Here is a 16,078-nt window from a genome sequence, read left to right as displayed (position 1 = left end):
TGGGCGGCTTTTGGATGCTGCTCATCATCATTTTGGTCGTTCTGGGGATTCTGGCGTTGGTCAAATACCTGTCCAAATAATCGAAAGGAAATAGAAATGGCTTATACCTATGACCGCATCCTGACGAACGTCGATATCGACGACGCGGAAATGCGCATCCGTGATGCTCTGGCCAAAAACGGCTTCGGCATTCTGACTGAGATTGACGTCAAGGCGACGATGAAAAAGAAGATCGGCGCCGAGATGGAGCCCTACCGCATCCTTGGGGCCTGCAACCCGGAAATGGCTCACAAGGCTATCGAGATCGAGCCGCGAGTGGGTGCAATGCTGCCCTGCAACGTCATCCTGCGCAAAGTGGACGGTGGCACCGAGATCAGCGCAATCGATCCGGTGGCCTCGATGCAGGCAATCGACAACGACCAGATGCACAAGGTCGCGGGCGAGGTGCGGGACATGATGCGCGCGGCTGTTGACGCCGCCTGACAGAAGTATTTTTCGACAATACCTTGACCTTCCAGCAGATGGAATCATTAGGGTTGGCCGGAATCGAACGCAACACCGGCTGGACGAGTGGGGGCTGGCAACATGTCTGGCGGTGGAACTCAGCCCCTGGCGCCCGTCCAGAAGCTTGGTGCAAGTGCCATTGGAGCGGGTCTTTTCATTGTTTTTGTGCCGATCCACTCGTTGGAGGCTGAAGAACTCTTTGCGGTTGCCACATCGACGCTCGCATTGATCGAGGGTGCCAATATCAGCTTTGGCGCTTCAGACAGGTCAGTTACAACCTTCCGGCTGGAACCTAGGGCATCATATTCTACGGGTTCATTCTATGGGGTCGTAGCGCTTGCGGCATATGCCGTTTGGAGTTTTCAGCGCTACAACGGGGTATTCGGCGCGCCGGTTCCGAAATGGTATGTCCCGTTCTGCATCGTTGTTAGTCTGCTCGCTGCTGCATCTCTCCTTGTTCTTTTTCTCCCGTGAGGAGTGTTCAATGACACACGGATTCTCGATTGGAACGATCACAAAAGCGGCCCTCGCAGCTGTCCTCGTCCTTACTACTGTAGCGCTGTTCGTCGGCTCCCCGTCCGACCTTATCAGAAACGTGAACGGTGAGCGCATATCCGACTGGGTAGATGCCGCCGGTGCGTGGGGGCCAATCCTCATCATTGCCTTGATGACCGTCGCGATTGTCGCGACGCCCATTCCAAGTGCGCCGATCGCTCTGGCCGCCGGTGCCGCATACGGGCATTCACTGGGCGCCATCTACATTGTCATCGGCGCTGAAGTCGGCGCATTGACCGCCTTCGCACTCGCACGTTTTCTGGGTCGCGACGTGCTGACCCGGTGGTTGGGCGAAAAGGTGGACAAAGGCTGGCTCGGGTCGCAGAACGCGCTGACCTTCACGGTGTTCGCCAGCCGGTTGATGCCGTTCATCTCTTTCGACATCGTCAGTTACGCCGCCGGCCTCAGCTGTCTGCACTTCTGGCGCTTTGCGGTGGCCACCCTTGCCGGGATCATTCCCGCGAGTTTCGTTCTGGCGCATTTCGGCAATGAAGCCGTCAGTGGAGAACTAGGGCGTGCCGCTTGGGCCGCCATCGGGCTGGGTGCGTTGACGCTGACACCTCTTGTCATCGTTGCGGTAAGGGACTGGCGCAGAAAGCGGGTATCTCATGACTGAACAACCTGCACCGGATGAGCGCACGCGCCTTGGTTGGAGGATAATCCGCTGGCTTCTCTGGAAACACGTAAGGCGAACGTGCCATCGGAATCTGGCCAACCGGACGCTGTGGCTGACCAGCGGTGATGCGCTGCGCTGGTTGCCCGAAGACACTGACCGCTTCCTCGACACGCTGGAGCGCGAAAGCGCGGTGATGAGAGCGATTGCCGATTTGCCACACCTTCCGAATGCAGGGAGTCGGCTGATGGTTGAATTGGCGATCTATACGGTCGCCGCCGACGCCGCGCTGCGGTCGCACGGAGTCGAGACGTCATCTGCACATTCGGTCACGGCCGATGTAGGATGGGATCTTTATCGTCGCATGCTCGGACTGTCATCCCTGCCATCACGGATTGTCAGCCGCGATCCGGGGCGCAGACTTCGTTGGACAATTCGCGGATTGCTGATCTTTCCGTTCCGCCCGGTCGGCGCACCGGGCTACGAAACGCGTGTCTTTCGGGACGGCGACGACCTGCAGACACATTTCACGCATTGTCCGCCGCAGACATTCGCGCGCGCTATCGCCGCGCGCCGCGAGGATCCTGAACTACTCGAGGCATTCCGGCAAAGCTGGTGCCGCTACGATTGGCCCGGTGCAGACCTCATCGCCGCCGATGGTAAGCGAGGACATTATCAAAGGCCTCATACGCTGTCGGCGGGGGACCCGGTTTGCGACATGTGCTGGAAGGCGCGCGGATCAGGACAAATGGCTCAATCGAACGACACGCCGCAATCCAGAAAAAGGACACTCTAAATGGTTTCGGAATATAAGGCGAACAGCATTACATTATCTGGAGCGATCGCAATGGGTACCGGCGTGATGATCGGTGCCGGAATATTCGCTCTGACAGGGCAGATTGCGCAGCTTGCAGGGCCGCTCTTTCCGTTGTCATTCGTGGTCGGAGCTATCGTGACCGCATTCAGCGCTTATACCTACATCAAAGTGTCGAATGCCTATCCGTCGGCTGGCGGGATCGCGATGATCCTGCAAAAGGCCTATGGTCCGACAACCATCGCAGCTGCGGCCGCGCTGCTTATGGCGCTGTCGATGGTGATCAACGAGAGTCTCGTTGCAAGAACCTTCGCCACGTATCTTCTACGCGGTCTGGGCATGGATCAGTCCGGTTGGTTGGTTCCCGCGCTCGGCGTAGCCCTCATCATCTTTGCCTACCTTATCAATGCTGCGGGCAACCGATCCGTCGGGCTGTTCTCGATCGTCATGGCCGTCATCAAAGTCGGCGGCATCGCGCTGTTCGGGGCAGCGGCGCTTTGGGCGGGCGGCATTTCTTTCGTGGCTGCTTCTGATCAACAATCGACGCAAATCACAGGCTTTGTCGCGTCCGTGGCGCTGTCGATCCTCGCGTTCAAGGGGTTCACCACGATTACCAACAGCGGTGCCGAAGTCACAAACCCGCATCGCAATGTCGGACGGGCGATCATCGTATCCATCGGTCTCTGCGTTATTGTCTATCTGCTGGTGGCATTTGCCGTGGGGTCCAGTCTGACACTGGAGCAGATCATCGCCGCCAAGGATTATGCCCTGGCCGAAGCCGCAGGTCCGACCCTTGGCCAGACGGGTTTCTATCTGACTGTCCTGCTGGCCATCGTCGCCACCTCCTCGGGCCTGATCGCAAGCATCTTTGCAGTTTCCCGCATGCTCGCGATGCTGACCGACATGAAGTTGATCCCGCACAGCCATTTCGGCCTGCCGGGGATGATCCGCGATCATACGCTAATCTATACCGTGGTGATCGCCAGCTTTTTGACCGTGTTTTTCGATCTCAGCCGGATCGCTTCGCTCGGCGCGTTCTTCTATCTGGTGATGGACATCATCATCCACTGGGGTGTGTTCCGCCACCTGAAACAGGACATCAAGGCGAGCGGATGGGTGATGCTCACTGCGATCGCGCTGGATGTCGTCGTGCTGTCGGTCTTTGGCGCACTGAAATGGCAAAGTGACCCGCTTATCGTGCTTGTGTCGCTTGGTCTGATGGCGGCTGTCTTTGCGTTTGAATGGCTGTTTCTGCGTCAACGCCCAAATGACGAACTCCATTCAGAATCTCACTCCCACGATTAGGAAGACCAGCAATGTTTCCCACCGCCATTCCTGTCTGACGTCAGCGCCTGTGGGACAGATTTGAGGAATTGAACAACGGAGGATTTCTGGTTCATCGTAACCTTCATGGAGTGAAGATGAACAAGAAATCCGGAACGTCTAAGGACGCAGCTGACAAGCTGGTCAAGAACATCCGCCGCAAGACCCGTCAGACCTATTCGGCTGAGGAGAAGATCCGCATCGTCTTGGCGGGTCTGCGAGGCGAAGAGAGCATTTCGGTGCTCTGTCGCCGTGAAGGCATCGCCGAAAGCCTATATTACAGCTGGTCGAAGGAATTCCTTGAGGCTGGCAAGCGGCGATTGTCCGGCGACACGGCCCGGCAGGCAACGTCGCCAGAAGTCAAAGATCTGCGCTCGGAGTCACTTGCCCTGAAGGAATGCGTGGCAGACCTGACCCTTGAGAACCGTCTGCTCAAAAAAAGCATGACAGGGGCTGGGGAGGCAGAGAAATGAGGTATCCCGCGTCCGAGAAGCTGGAAATCATCCGAACGGTTGAAGGCTCACATCTACCGGCCAGGCAGACCCTCGACATGCTGGGCATCCCGCGCGCGACCTTCTACCGTTGGTATGATCGTTATGTCGACGGCGGCCTTGATGCCCTGGCGGACCACGCACCCCGTCCAGGTTCTGTCTGGAACCGTATTCCACAGGATCGGCGCGATGATTTGATCGAGTTCGCGCTGGAATTTGAGGCCCTGACGACACGGGAGCTGGCGGTGAAATACACCGACGAGAAGCGGTATTTTATATCTGAATCATCAGCATATCGTATTCTGAAGGAAGCTGACCTGATCACGGCGCCCGCGCATGTGGTGATCAAGGCGGCCGACGAGTTTAAAGACAAAACCACGGCAATCAACCAGATGTGGCAGACCGATTTCACCTACTTCAAGATCATCGGGTGGGGCTGGTATTACCTCAGCACGATCCTGGACGATTACAGCCGCTACATCATTGCGTGGAAGCTCTGCAGCACCATGCGTGCTGCCGATGTGACCGACACTATCGAGTTGGCTCTGGCGGAATCGGGTTGCGACCAGGCGGTCGTGCGCCACAAGCCGCGGCTGCTCAGCGACAACGGCTCATGCTATATCTCTGGCGATCTGGCCGATTGGCTGGAGGATCACAAAATGACGCACGTCCGCGGGGCGCCATTCCACCCACAGACACAAGGCAAGATCGAACGCTGGCACCAAACTATGAAGAACCGGGTTCTGCTGGAGAATTACTACCTGCCCGGCGATCTCGAGCAGCAGATCGGGGCCTTCGTCGAATATTACAATAACCAACGATACCACGAGAGTCTGAACAACGTCACACCCGCCGACGTCTACTTCGGCCGCGATAAAGCCATTCTCAGGGAAAGGGAGAAGATCAAGAAACAGACAATCCGACAGCGCCGCTTGCAACACCAGAAACAAGCCGCATAATCAATCACACGAACGAGCCAGAGCCTCCAATGCTCAAGCCGCTCTGATGTCCCATTTTATTTGACGACGGACACTGGCGACATAGCCAATGCAGAGACAAGAATGGCCATGACCGCGGCGGCAACGGTCACCGCCCGCATCCAAAAGGCCCAATTTCTTTGCATTGATCTGAACATGCGTCCATTCTTTTCTTGTGATTTGTATTCTGATATTAGCCTCTGGTCGGCGGCTCGCCTTGATCTGGATCAGTGTTTAAGGTCACGAATGCCCAAGGGCGATACGCAGGTCGCGGGCATCTTTGCTTGTCTGCTCACAGTGGCGCTTTGAAATGACGCATTCCTTTCTGGGTTAAACTGCACGGCGCGTTTTTGGCGCCGTGCATAATAGTGACGCCGTGTTTAGCGCTCGTTGCCAGCCTCTGGTGGCAGCGGTCCGCTGGACTCCATTCCGCGCTCCATCATCATATCTCGATTTTGCGATCTCCGAGGATGAATGTCGGCGTTGCCGGGGCTAACCGCACCGTCAAGGAAAGCGCCGTTATGCCCGACACTGCTTTTCATCATTACTCCCGAGTTCGTTCCAGCGCTCTGCGCTTGAAATTTGTGATGGCCTGTTTTGAATCCGTTGTCTGCATGGGCGACGCCGCCTGCGGAGATGGCGCCGATCAGGGCGAAGATTTGGATGGCATTGCGTTTCATTGTGAATTTCCTTCTGCTCTCGTTGTCGATGACCCCAACTTGAGCATGGCGCAGTCATTCGCAATGGGTCGCGCGGGTAGCTTTGTAACGGCTTGTAACGTAGCGGACCGATGATACATTTCGTTACATTTTTCAGACAAGTGGTGGATACATCTCGAGACAAAACCTATATTAACGCGTCATGCCAGATGTGCCTCATATCCTTGTCGTCGACGACAGCCTTGAAATTCGAAACGCAGTGTCGCGATACCTCGTGAAGAACGGGATGCGGGTTACGAAGGCCGAAAATGCGCCTGAAATGGATGCGGAATTGGCCAAGAGCCGGTTCGATCTTATTGTGCTGGATGTCATGATGCCAGGAGAGGACGGGCTTTCTGTCTGCCGGCGTTTATCCTCCAATGGATCGATACCAATCCTGATGCTCACTGCTCTTGGCGAAGAGATGGACCGCATCGTCGGCCTCGAAGTCGGTGCAGATGACTATCTGGCCAAGCCCTTCAATCCGCGCGAATTGCTGGCGCGCATAAAGGCCATCTTGCGACGGTCCGCTCAGCCGGAGATGTTCGCGAGGTCTTTGACGGGCCGGCGCGTCACGTTTGGGCACCAGACGCTGAATACTGACACGCGCGTTCTAATAGATGATGGGGGGCTAGAGACACAGCTCTCGGTGTCAGAGTTCAAGCTCCTCACCGTCCTTCTGGAGCGGCCGCGCCTCGTTCTGACGCGTGAGCAGCTTCTGGATTTGACCGCCGGACGGGCGCCCGGCCTGTTTGATAGGACGATCGACAATCAGGTCAGCAAGCTGCGTCGCAGGATTGAAAAGGATCCCATGCGTCCCAAGCTGATCACGACGGTGCGGGGAGGTGGATATTGTCTGTCGACCGATGTCGAGGAAGCAGGCTGATGCGCAGATTTCTGGGCAGCCTACGGGGCCAGTTGGTGCTGCTGATCATCGGTGCGCTCGTGCTGGCGCAAGCGATCAGTCTGTGGCTCTTCGTGGACGAACGCGGCCTTGCGGTTCGCGCGGCTTTGGGGTCCGAGGCCGCAGGACGCGCCGCGAATGTCGCCCGTCTCATCGAGGAGGCGCCGCTGGAATTGCAGCCGTCGATCCTGCGCGCCGCTGACTCGCCTCTGGTGCGGTTTGATGTGACGTCCCAGCCGACTGTCGACCATCTGCAACATGTCGATGGCGGCAGCATCGAGGCGCGCATGCGCGCGCTTCTGGGCCCCGAGGACAATCGCCCGATCCGGGTCGAACTGCACGAGGCCGAGGGGACGCTGATGCCAATGTCCCATATCAACGCAGACGGCACCAATATGCATCTGCAAATGGTTCCTGGCGGGCTGCTGACGCTCGAGATGACCGTGTCGGTGGGGCTGCAGGACGGGCGATGGTTGAACGTCGATACGCGGTTCAACCGGCCTCCGCTTCAATGGCCGCTCGTCTCAACCCTTAGTTTTGGTATCACCGCCGCTCTGCTGCTGGTTGCTGCGATATGGTTTTTGTTGAGCCGTTTGACGGGACCGCTGCGGCGCGTGGCGTCCGCGGCCGAGAGCTTTGGCAGGGGTGAAGCGCCGGGCACGCTGCCTGCGATGGGTCCGCGCGAAGTGCGCGATCTGACGGTTGCCTTCAACGATATGCAGGACCGCCTGACACGTCACATCGCTGATCGTACAAAGGTTCTGGCCGCACTGGGCCACGATTTGCGCTCGCCGCTGACGGCGCTTCGTGTCCATGCCGAAATCGTCGACGACGAGGATATTCGCGCCAGCATGATCTCTTCTATTGAAGAGATGCAGGACATGGTCGAAAGGACCCTGGCCTTCGCGCGCGGCATGGCTACCTCGGAGGAAGTTCAGACGGTGGACATCCGGGCTTTTCTGGAAAAGCTGCAACAGGACATGCACGGAGGTTTCGAGATCGGCGACGTTGGCCAGATACATGCACGGCTGCGCCCAAATGCGATGCGCCGCGCCTTGCGCAACCTCATTGTGAATGCGCAGCGATACGGAAGTGGCGCCACCGTGTCTGCTCGGGGCGGCACGGAAACTGTGGCCATCGAAATTCTGGATAGCGGCCCCGGCATTCCCGACGCGGATATGGAACGTGTCTTCGAGCCGTTTTTCCGGCTGGAAAAGTCACGCTCGCGCAATACCGGTGGGACCGGGCTGGGCCTGTCCATTGCCCGGACGATCGCCCGTGCCCATGGGGGCGATGTTCGTCTGGAAAACCGGCCAGAAGGTGGGTTGATCGCCGCTTTGGTTCTGCCTCGAAAGGACAGCGACCAGAGTTGACTTGTCCCCCGGTACGCATCCCGCAGGCCTGCGGGATGCACTCGTGTCATTGCGCCCGTTAGAACATGATGCGCGTGCCGACGACGACGGAGAACGCGTCCTTGTCCTCGCCCGCCGCGCGCAGCATGTCTGCGGTATCCCCGAAAGACCGCTCGTAATTGATGCCGACATAGGGCGATACGGCGCGGTCGATCAGATCATAGCTGACGCGCGCTCCGATCTCGAATGTCGGCCCGCCAGCGCCCTGATTGCGGGCGGCATCATCCTTGAGAGGAAAGGTCATCTCGACGCTGGGCGTCAGGATCAGGCGGTTCGTCAGCAGCGCCTCATATTCCGCCTCGACCCGGAAGAACGGGTGATCCGACACATAGAGATCCGCGTCGATCTCGAACCATTGCGGTGCCAGTCCCTTGACGCCAAAGACGGCGTTGTAACGGTCCGGCGCCCCGTCCGGCGTGCTGGCCTGAATGCCGACGACCGCGTCAAAGAAGGGCGAGATCGGCATTTGCAGGCGCAGCTGGTTCTCCAACCCCTCAAAGTCACCCGAGGATTCGCCAACCTCGCCTTCGCTGCGCCAGACAAAGCGCAGCTCGTCCGACCCGGCAAGCGCGTCGAAATCCCAGACGAACGCGTCTTCTCCGTCGTTGAACCGGTATTCGAGTTGCTCGGCTTGAAAGCCCCAGATGATCGGCTCGGCTGCTGCCGGCGTCCAGGCCATGGACACCAGCACCGCACCGAGAGCGGGCAGGTAGATCGTTTTCATCGGTTCAATCCTTGTTTTGCTAACGCTGTTCATGCCGGACCACCTTCGACGATTACCTTGCGGAACATGCCCGCTTCGGCGTGGTAGGACAGGTGGCAGTGGAAAGCCCATTGGCCCGTCGCATCGACCTCGGTTTCGGTATAGACGGTGGTACCGGGCGCGATGCTGACCGTGTGCTTGATCGGGTCCCATTTGCCCTTGCCTGTGTCGAGGATCGACCACATGCCGTGCAGGTGCATCGGGTGTGACATCATCGTTTCATTGACGAACTTGAAGCGGACACGCTCGCCGTATTTCAGGCGGATCGGCTCGGCATCATCCATTTTCACGCCATTGATGGACCAGATGTAACGCTCCATGTTGCCGGTCAGACGCACCTCAATCGTCCGGGTCGCCGGGCGATCACGGTAAAGTGGCCGGAGTGCCTTCAGGTCATTGTAGGACAGAAACTTGCCGCCATTCGCCGCGCTTGGGATCAGGCCGCTGCCCGGTGCGTAGAATTCGCCGATCTTGCTGTCGCGGGCGCGGTGGTTCATGCCAGTCATGCCGCCGGACATGTTCATCTGACTCTGGTCCACTTCCGTCGTGGCGCCGGACATATCCATCTGGCTGTGGTCCATCCCTTCCATGTCTCCGGACATATCCATCTGACTCTGGTCCACTTCCGTCGTGGCGCCGGACATATCCATCTGGCTGTGATCCATTCCGTCCATGCCGCCGGACATATCCATCTGGCTGTGGTCCATGCCCTCGGGCATAGCGCTGCTTTGCGAGGACATCGTCATGGCACTATGGTCCATAGCACCCATGTCCATGCCGCTCATGTCCATACCGTCCATCATGCCGCCCATGTCGGCCATGGTCAGCAGGGGTTGCGGGCGCATCCGCGGAACAAGGCCGGCATAGCCCTGCTTGGGCGACAGCGATCCGCGGACCATGGCCGTACGGCCCATGGATTCGGCAATGATGCCATACGCCTTGGCTTCGCGCGGCTGCACGATCACGTCATAGGTTTCGGCCACCGAGATGCGCAGTTCGTCCACCGTGACTGGATCCACATCGTTGCCGTCGGCCTGAACGACGGTCATCTTCAGTCCCGGAATCCGAACGTCGAAATAAGTCATCGCCGACGAGTTGATCAGCCGCAGTCGCACCTTTTCGCCGGGGTTGAAGAGACCCGTCCAGTTCTGATCGGTTCCCATGCCGTTGATCAGGGGCGCAAAGCCTTGCACGTCCTCGATATCGGTCGGCATCATGCGCATCTTGCCCCACATCGCACGGTTCTGAAGCGCCTGCTTGAAACCGTCCTCGCGCGAGTCGCGCACTAGATCCTCCAGCGTGCGCTGCGCGCGGTTGTAGTAGTCGGCCGACATTTTCAGATTGCGGAAAATGCGGCTGCCATCGTGCGGGTGCTTGTCGGTCAGTTGCACGACATAATCGCGGTCGGTGCGCGTCGTCTCGCCGCCCTTCGGCTCGATCACGATAGCGCCGAAGGCTCCGTCAGGCTCCTGAAACCCGGTATGACTGTGAAACCAGTAAGTGCCGGCTTGCTGGATCGGGAACTGGTAGGTGAAGGTTTGGCCCGGCGCGATCCCGTTGAAGCTGATGCCCGGAACGCCGTCCTGCCGGAACGGCAGGATCAGCCCGTGCCAGTGGATTGATGTGCTTTCGCGCAGGTTGTTCCTGACGTTGATCGTAACCTGCTCGCCCTCCTTGAAGCGCAGCACGGTCGGGCTCTGACTCTTGTTGTAGCCGATACCGGTTTTCTTGAAGTCTCCGGTGTCTATGCGGATCTTGTCGACGCTGACATTGTAGGTGCCTGCCAGCGTCATGCCGCCAGATACGGCAAGGGCTGCGGCCAGAATGGCCGTCTTGATAATCGGGATGGGTGTCATCTCCGGTCCTTTCAGAACTGATTTGGAAGCAGCGCGACAGCGCTGCGTAGTGTGCTGATGGCAGCAGCCCTGCAAAATGGACATGTCGCCAAAAGGCGCGTCCGAGTGATGCAAAGGGTTGCGTGCGTTCAGTTTGGGCCACCTATTTGACGGGACCCAAAGTGACGCGGATCAGCCTCGCGGAGGCGGTGTCTCGCTAAAAGACGCCAAATTATAAGGCGCGACGACACCGAAAGCGTACTCGACTGAAATCGGCATGCGCATCTGGCCCGGCAGCAGGATTTGCTGTGGCAGAAGGGGCGAACAATGCACCGTCATCGCCGCGCAGCCACTGGTCTGTTCATGCGATGTCATGGTGACATCACAGCTGCTTGAAGCCGGCGCAGCTTGATGCGTGCGCTGAGAGTGATCCGGCTGGGCACGTGCGAACGACATATGCGGAAGCGCCGCCGTAACCATCACGGTCAAGGCGAGAAGCCATCCCCAGAATATGCTGCGCCGCTGTGTCATGCCACTCCATCAAAATCAATGCCTGCCGATCGCCGGAAAATCGGTCAGGCATGCGGAAATTGCAAGCTTACACTTGGTTACATTAAAACCGCGCCGGGTGAATTGACCCTCCAGCGCTGGAATGATTTCGTTTCACAGCGTCGGGGGAAAGGGATTGCGCCGCGTGCGCCATCGCTTGCCCCGGCCTATCAATACACAGTCAAGGAAAACAACATGACATTTATGAAAACTATCGGAGCAGCAACCGCACTCATCCTGATGGCAGGGACCGCAATGGCAGATGCCGGACACGGCGCGTCCATCGGCAAGGCCGGAGATCCGGACAAGGTCGACCGCGTTATTGAGGTCAGCATGGACGAGATGAAGTACGATCCCAAGACAATTTCCGTTGCGAAGGGCGAGACGATCAAGTTCGTCGTACGCAACGACGGAAATCTCGTTCACGAATTCAACCTCGGCACCAAAGAGATGTGGGACGGCCACAAAAAAGAGATGAAGAACATGATGAAATCCGGCATGATGACAATGAAAAAACTTGACCATGCCAAGATGATGGAGGGCGGTATGATGCATAACGACCCAAACACTGCCCTTCTTGAGCCTGGACAGACCGCCGAAGTAGTTTGGACCTTTTCGGACTCCGCCGAAATGGGGTTTGCCTGCAACGTGCCAGGCCACCGCGAGGGCGGCATGGTTGGCAAGATTGCGTTCTCAGGACACTGATTTTACCCAAAATGCATGAGGGGCGCCGTGTGTGCCTCTCAGAACTCACCGTCTTGTCATCTGCATTGGGCTTGACCTTCCCGCGATGGAAGGTGGTTTATTTTGCATTTGATGGCGAAATAGAACCGGTGGGTTGCAAGGCATGGAGGCGCAACTCGTGCGCAGATCTACGAACCCAGCCGCTATTCCGACCAGGCTTTTGTCGTGGTGGCGAAGAACGGCGCGCGCACACATCTTTGACCCTTTGGAAACATGTGGCCGGTCGAGGGACTTACAGCTAGCAATGTGAAACTGATCTCGCGCTAAATTCGCGAATTGTAGAAAGAGATCGTAATTATCTGATCATCTCGTATGATTTTTTTGAGAACGGTCCCCAAAATGGGTCTTGCTGTGCCGAGGGTCCATGCCGCGACGCCATATTCTGCGCAGATCGATCTAAATTTCACCTTGCGCCATGACCGGGAAGAAAGAGACGAAATGCGAAAACCTCTGATCCTCTTTTCGCTGCTGGTTTTCGCTTTGGGCACCGCCATCTGGTCGATGGTGCCGAGTCCAACCCAGACTGCCTCGGCCGAGCAATCCTTGGATCTGGTCGAAGGCAAGCAACAGTATCAGGATTATTGTGCGTCATGTCACGGTGCCAACCTTGAAGGGCAGCCGGATTGGCGATCAGTTGGGCCGGACGGCATCCTGCCCGCGCCACCGCATGACGAGACAGGTCATACTTGGCACCACTCAGACAGCGCCCTTTTCGACTATACCAAACTGGGTGGAGCGGAAGCTCTTGCCCGTCAGGGAGTGGATTTTCAAAGCGGTATGCCCGGTTTTGGCGATCAACTTACGGACTCTGAGATCCGAAACATCCTCGCGTTCATCTCGTCCACATGGCCTGACCGACAGCGAGACGTCCAAGCCACCCGCAGCAGTACGGAGCGCGATCAACTGGATAATTGACCGCGTGTCAGCAGGTTGGTGTGAACCACCTCGCTTCGGAACGGAGCAGGCGCAAGCGTAGTGAAGTTGGACCGGCGCCCGAATTTCCGGGCGCGAGTCTTGGTTCAGATCGTCGCGACTGTATTGACGTTATACCCAGCGTTGCGGATCGCCTCGCTCAGGGCGCGCTCGTTCAGGATACTTTCGACCTCGACCTTGCGCGTGCCGGTATCGCAGGTCACTTTTGCGGTTGGGTCTATCGCCTTGATCGCCTTTTCGATCGTTGCGGTGCAGTGTCCGCAGCTCATTTCAGGAACATCAAATCTGGTCACGGGAGTCTCCTTTGCATCGCCTGACAGATGGGGCGTTCCCGCACAGGAAGGTCAAGGGTTGAAGGTCATGGCCAAAAGAATTTACCTGACCTATTGACCTTCCAGCAAGTGGAAGCCTTATCTCAATGAGGATGCACTTGCAGGAGTTTCCCATGTCAGTTTCAAAATCCGTCCGGTTCTCGATTCAGAACATGTCCTGCGCGTCCTGTGTCGGGCGCGTGGAGCGCTCGCTGATGGCTGTTCCGGGCGTCAGCGATGTCAGCGTGAACCTCGCCAGCGAGACCGTTCAGGCGCAGATCGATGCGCCGGAGCGACTGGCCGAAATCGTGGCGGCGCTGGACAAGGCGGGCTATCCCGCGCGCAGCCAGACGGTGCGGCTGAACGTGGCGTCAATGACCTGCGCCTCCTGCGTCGGGCGGGTCGAGAAGGCACTGGCGGCGGTGCCGGGTATTCTGGATGTGAACGTCAACCTCGCGTCGGAAACCGCGACCGTGAACTATATCGAGGGCGCGGTCAGTCTGGACGATCTGCTCCGCGCGGCAAAGGAGGCGGGCTATCCGGCGACCCCCGCGGATGCCGCGACCCAAGAGGACGCAAGCACCCGCAGGACCGAGGAGGCCCGCGCGTTGGCCCGCAAAACCGTGCTTGCCGCCGTGCTGGCGCTGCCGGTCTTCCTGCTGGAAATGGGCGCGCATGTCGTGCCGGGTGCGCATGATCTGATCGGCCGCACCATCGGGCATCAGTCTAGCTGGATGATCCAGTTCGTGCTGACCACCGTGGTTCTGGCCTGGCCCGGCCGCGCCTTCTATGCCAAGGGGTTTCCGGCGCTGTTCAAGGGCGCGCCTGACATGAACAGTCTGGTCGCCGTTGGCACCTCGGCGGCGTACCTCTATTCGCTGGTCGCGCTTTTCGCGCCGGCCCTGCTGCCCGAAGCCTCGCGTGCGGTTTATTTCGAGGCGGCGGCGGTGATCGTTGTGCTGATCCTTCTGGGCCGCTGGATGGAGGCCCGCGCCAAGGGCCGCACCGGCGCCGCGATCCAGAAGCTGCTGGGGCTTCAGGCCCGCACCGCGCGGGTTCTGGTGGATGGCGCCGCGCAGGATGTTCCAATCGAACAGATTAGCACGGGGGCCATCCTGCTCGTGCGCCCCGGCGAGCGTATCGCGGTGGACGGTGAAGTGACCCAAGGCAGCGCCCATGTAGATGAAAGCATGATCACCGGCGAGCCTGTGCCCGTGGCCAAGTCCGAGGGTGACCCCGTTACCGGCGGCACTGTCAACGGCACCGGCAGCTTCCAGTTCCGCGCGACCCGCGTGGGGGCCGACACGACGCTGGCGCAGATCATCCGCATGGTCGAAGAGGCCCAGGGCGCGAAACTGCCAATTCAGGGCATGGTCGACCGGATCACGCTGTGGTTCGTGCCCGCCGTTATGGCGCTGGCCGTGCTGACGGTTCTGGTCTGGCTGATTCTCGGCCCATCCCCGGCGCTCTCCTATGCGCTGGTCGCGGGCGTTTCTGTGCTGATCATTGCCTGCCCCTGCGCGATGGGCCTCGCCACGCCGACCTCGATCATGGTCGGCACCGGGCGCGCGGCCGAAATGGGCGTGCTGTTCCGCAAGGGCGACGCACTGCAACAATTGACGGACGTCGGTGTGGTGGCCGTGGACAAGACCGGCACCGTGACCGAGGGGCGCCCGGAACTGACCGATCTGGTGCTGGCGGATGGGTTCGAGCGCGCCGAGGTTCTGGCACTGGTGGCAGCGGTCGAGGAGCAGTCCGAACATCCCATCGCCGAGGCGATTGTCAGGGCCGCACAGGCCGAGGGCGCGGCGCGCCACGAGGTCGATGCTTTTGAGTCGATCACCGGCTACGGGGTGCGCGCACAGGTGGCGGGCCGCGACGTTCTGATCGGCGCCGACCGCCTGATGGCGCGCGAAGGGCTGGCCCCCGGCCCGCTGGCAGAGGCCGAGACGGACCTTGCCAGCCGTGGGCGCACCGCGCTTTTTGCCGCCATTGACGGAAAGGTTGCCGCGGTCATCGCCGTCTCTGACCCGGTGAAACCTTCCAGCGCCGCCGCGATCCGGGCGCTTCACGATCTGGGGTTGAAAGTCGCGATGATCACCGGCGACAAGCGCGAGACGGCTGAGGCCATCGCGCGCGAGACCGGCATCGACCACGTCATTGCGGGCGTTCTGCCGGATGGCAAAGTTGCTGCGCTCGATGAATTGCGCGCGGGTGACGAGGCGGTCGCCTTCGTGGGGGACGGGATCAACGACGCGCCCGCGCTGGCCCATGCCGATGTCGGTATCGCCATCGGAACCGGCACGGATGTCGCCATCGAATCCGCCGATGTGGTGCTGATGTCGGGCGATCTGCGCGGCGTCGTCAACGCGTTTGAGGTTTCGACCCGCACGATGCGCAACATCCGCCAGAACCTGTTCTGGGCGTTCGGCTATAACGTGGCACTGATCCCTGTCGCGGCGGGCGTGCTCTATCCGGCGTTCGGCCTGCTGTTGTCGCCGGTTCTGGCGGCCGGTGCGATGGCGCTCAGCTCGGTCTTCGTGGTGACCAATGCGCTGCGCCTGCGCCGGGTCCGCCCTGCCATGAAGGAAACCGCAGAGGCCCGTCCTGCCGCCGCCCTTTCCCCTGCAGCAGCCGAATGAGGAGCTTAGA

Annotated in this window: 15 protein-coding genes; 11 read left to right on the top strand and 4 right to left on the bottom strand. The window is 59.3% G+C overall.

The annotated features are described in order from the left end of the window. Window positions 1-96 precede the first annotated feature (96 nt). The 6 genes from U3654_RS13120 to U3654_RS13095 all read left to right on the top strand — a co-directional run bounded on the left by U3654_RS13120 (window position 97) and on the right by U3654_RS13095 (window position 5,586). Window positions 97-483, top strand: coding sequence for a DUF302 domain-containing protein (locus tag U3654_RS13120; RefSeq protein ID WP_324751996.1), 387 nt, complete (start codon window positions 97-99; stop codon window positions 481-483). 505 nt (window positions 484-988) lie between these two features. Next, on the top strand, window positions 989-1,675 hold the full coding sequence (locus U3654_RS13115; protein ID WP_416384592.1) for a TVP38/TMEM64 family protein: 687 nt from the start codon (window positions 989-991) through the stop codon (window positions 1,673-1,675). After that, entirely contained in the window at window positions 1,668-2,468 is an 801-nt protein-coding gene (locus tag U3654_RS13110) for a hypothetical protein (RefSeq protein WP_324751992.1), read from the top strand. The genes U3654_RS13115 and U3654_RS13110 overlap by 8 nt, the downstream gene beginning before the upstream one ends. Then, window positions 2,469-3,791, top strand: coding sequence for an APC family permease (locus U3654_RS13105; RefSeq protein ID WP_324751991.1), 1,323 nt, complete (start codon window positions 2,469-2,471; stop codon window positions 3,789-3,791). It begins immediately after the preceding gene. 116 nt (window positions 3,792-3,907) lie between these two features. Then, a protein-coding gene (locus U3654_RS13100) for an IS3 family transposase (RefSeq protein ID WP_324751533.1) occupies window positions 3,908-5,259 on the top strand; the annotation gives its coding sequence in 2 pieces (ribosomal slippage) (window positions 3,908-4,244 and window positions 4,244-5,259; 1,353 coding nt in all). Between the two features lie 102 nt (window positions 5,260-5,361). Beyond that, on the top strand, window positions 5,362-5,586 hold the full coding sequence (locus U3654_RS13095; protein ID WP_324751989.1) for a hypothetical protein: 225 nt from the start codon (window positions 5,362-5,364) through the stop codon (window positions 5,584-5,586). Between the two features lie 71 nt (window positions 5,587-5,657). On the opposite strand, the gene U3654_RS13090 is transcribed toward U3654_RS13095, so the two are convergent. Continuing rightward, window positions 5,658-5,957 (bottom strand): hypothetical protein, encoded by a 300-nt coding sequence (locus U3654_RS13090; protein WP_324751988.1) that lies wholly within the window; start codon window positions 5,955-5,957, stop codon window positions 5,658-5,660. 181 nt (window positions 5,958-6,138) lie between these two features. Here U3654_RS13090 and U3654_RS13085 point away from each other — a divergent pair, with 181 nt between their 5' ends. Beyond that, window positions 6,139-6,861, top strand: coding sequence for a response regulator (locus U3654_RS13085; RefSeq protein ID WP_324751987.1), 723 nt, complete (start codon window positions 6,139-6,141; stop codon window positions 6,859-6,861). Then, entirely contained in the window at window positions 6,861-8,252 is a 1,392-nt protein-coding gene (locus U3654_RS13080) for an ATP-binding protein (protein WP_324751986.1), read from the top strand. The genes U3654_RS13085 and U3654_RS13080 overlap by 1 nt, the downstream gene beginning before the upstream one ends. A 58-nt stretch (window positions 8,253-8,310) precedes the next feature. Here U3654_RS13080 and U3654_RS13075 read toward each other — a convergent pair whose 3' ends face one another. After that, window positions 8,311-9,015, bottom strand: a complete 705-nt coding sequence (locus tag U3654_RS13075; RefSeq protein WP_324751984.1) for a copper resistance protein B — start codon at window positions 9,013-9,015, stop codon at window positions 8,311-8,313. Window positions 9,016-9,044: 29 nt separating this feature from the next. Beyond that, a complete protein-coding gene (locus tag U3654_RS13070) occupies window positions 9,045-10,910 on the bottom strand; it encodes a copper resistance system multicopper oxidase (protein ID WP_324751983.1) in 1,866 nt (621 codons plus the stop codon). Window positions 10,911-11,300: 390 nt separating this feature from the next. Here U3654_RS13070 and U3654_RS13065 point away from each other — a divergent pair, with 390 nt between their 5' ends. Both U3654_RS13065 and U3654_RS13060 read left to right on the top strand, forming a co-directional pair. Further along, window positions 11,301-12,143, top strand: a complete 843-nt coding sequence (locus U3654_RS13065; RefSeq protein WP_324751982.1) for a cupredoxin domain-containing protein — start codon at window positions 11,301-11,303, stop codon at window positions 12,141-12,143. 477 nt (window positions 12,144-12,620) lie between these two features. Continuing rightward, window positions 12,621-13,097 carry a c-type cytochrome gene (locus U3654_RS13060; RefSeq protein ID WP_416384515.1) on the top strand — a complete coding sequence of 159 codons (477 nt, stop codon included), beginning with the start codon at window positions 12,621-12,623 and terminating at the stop codon, window positions 13,095-13,097. 104 nt (window positions 13,098-13,201) lie between these two features. On the opposite strand, the gene U3654_RS13055 is transcribed toward U3654_RS13060, so the two are convergent. Next, window positions 13,202-13,408 (bottom strand): heavy-metal-associated domain-containing protein, encoded by a 207-nt coding sequence (locus U3654_RS13055; protein WP_324751981.1) that lies wholly within the window; start codon window positions 13,406-13,408, stop codon window positions 13,202-13,204. Between the two features lie 152 nt (window positions 13,409-13,560). Between U3654_RS13055 and U3654_RS13050 the strand changes: the two genes are divergently transcribed. Further along, complete coding sequence (locus U3654_RS13050) at window positions 13,561-16,068, top strand: heavy metal translocating P-type ATPase (RefSeq protein WP_324751980.1); 2,508 nt, start codon at window positions 13,561-13,563, stop codon at window positions 16,066-16,068. Window positions 16,069-16,078 lie beyond the last annotated feature (10 nt).

The sequence above is a fragment of the Roseovarius sp. Pro17 genome (genome assembly GCF_035599575.1).
In the GTDB taxonomy this organism is placed as follows: domain Bacteria; phylum Pseudomonadota; class Alphaproteobacteria; order Rhodobacterales; family Rhodobacteraceae; genus Roseovarius.
This window is presented reverse-complemented; position numbering and strand designations above follow the sequence as displayed.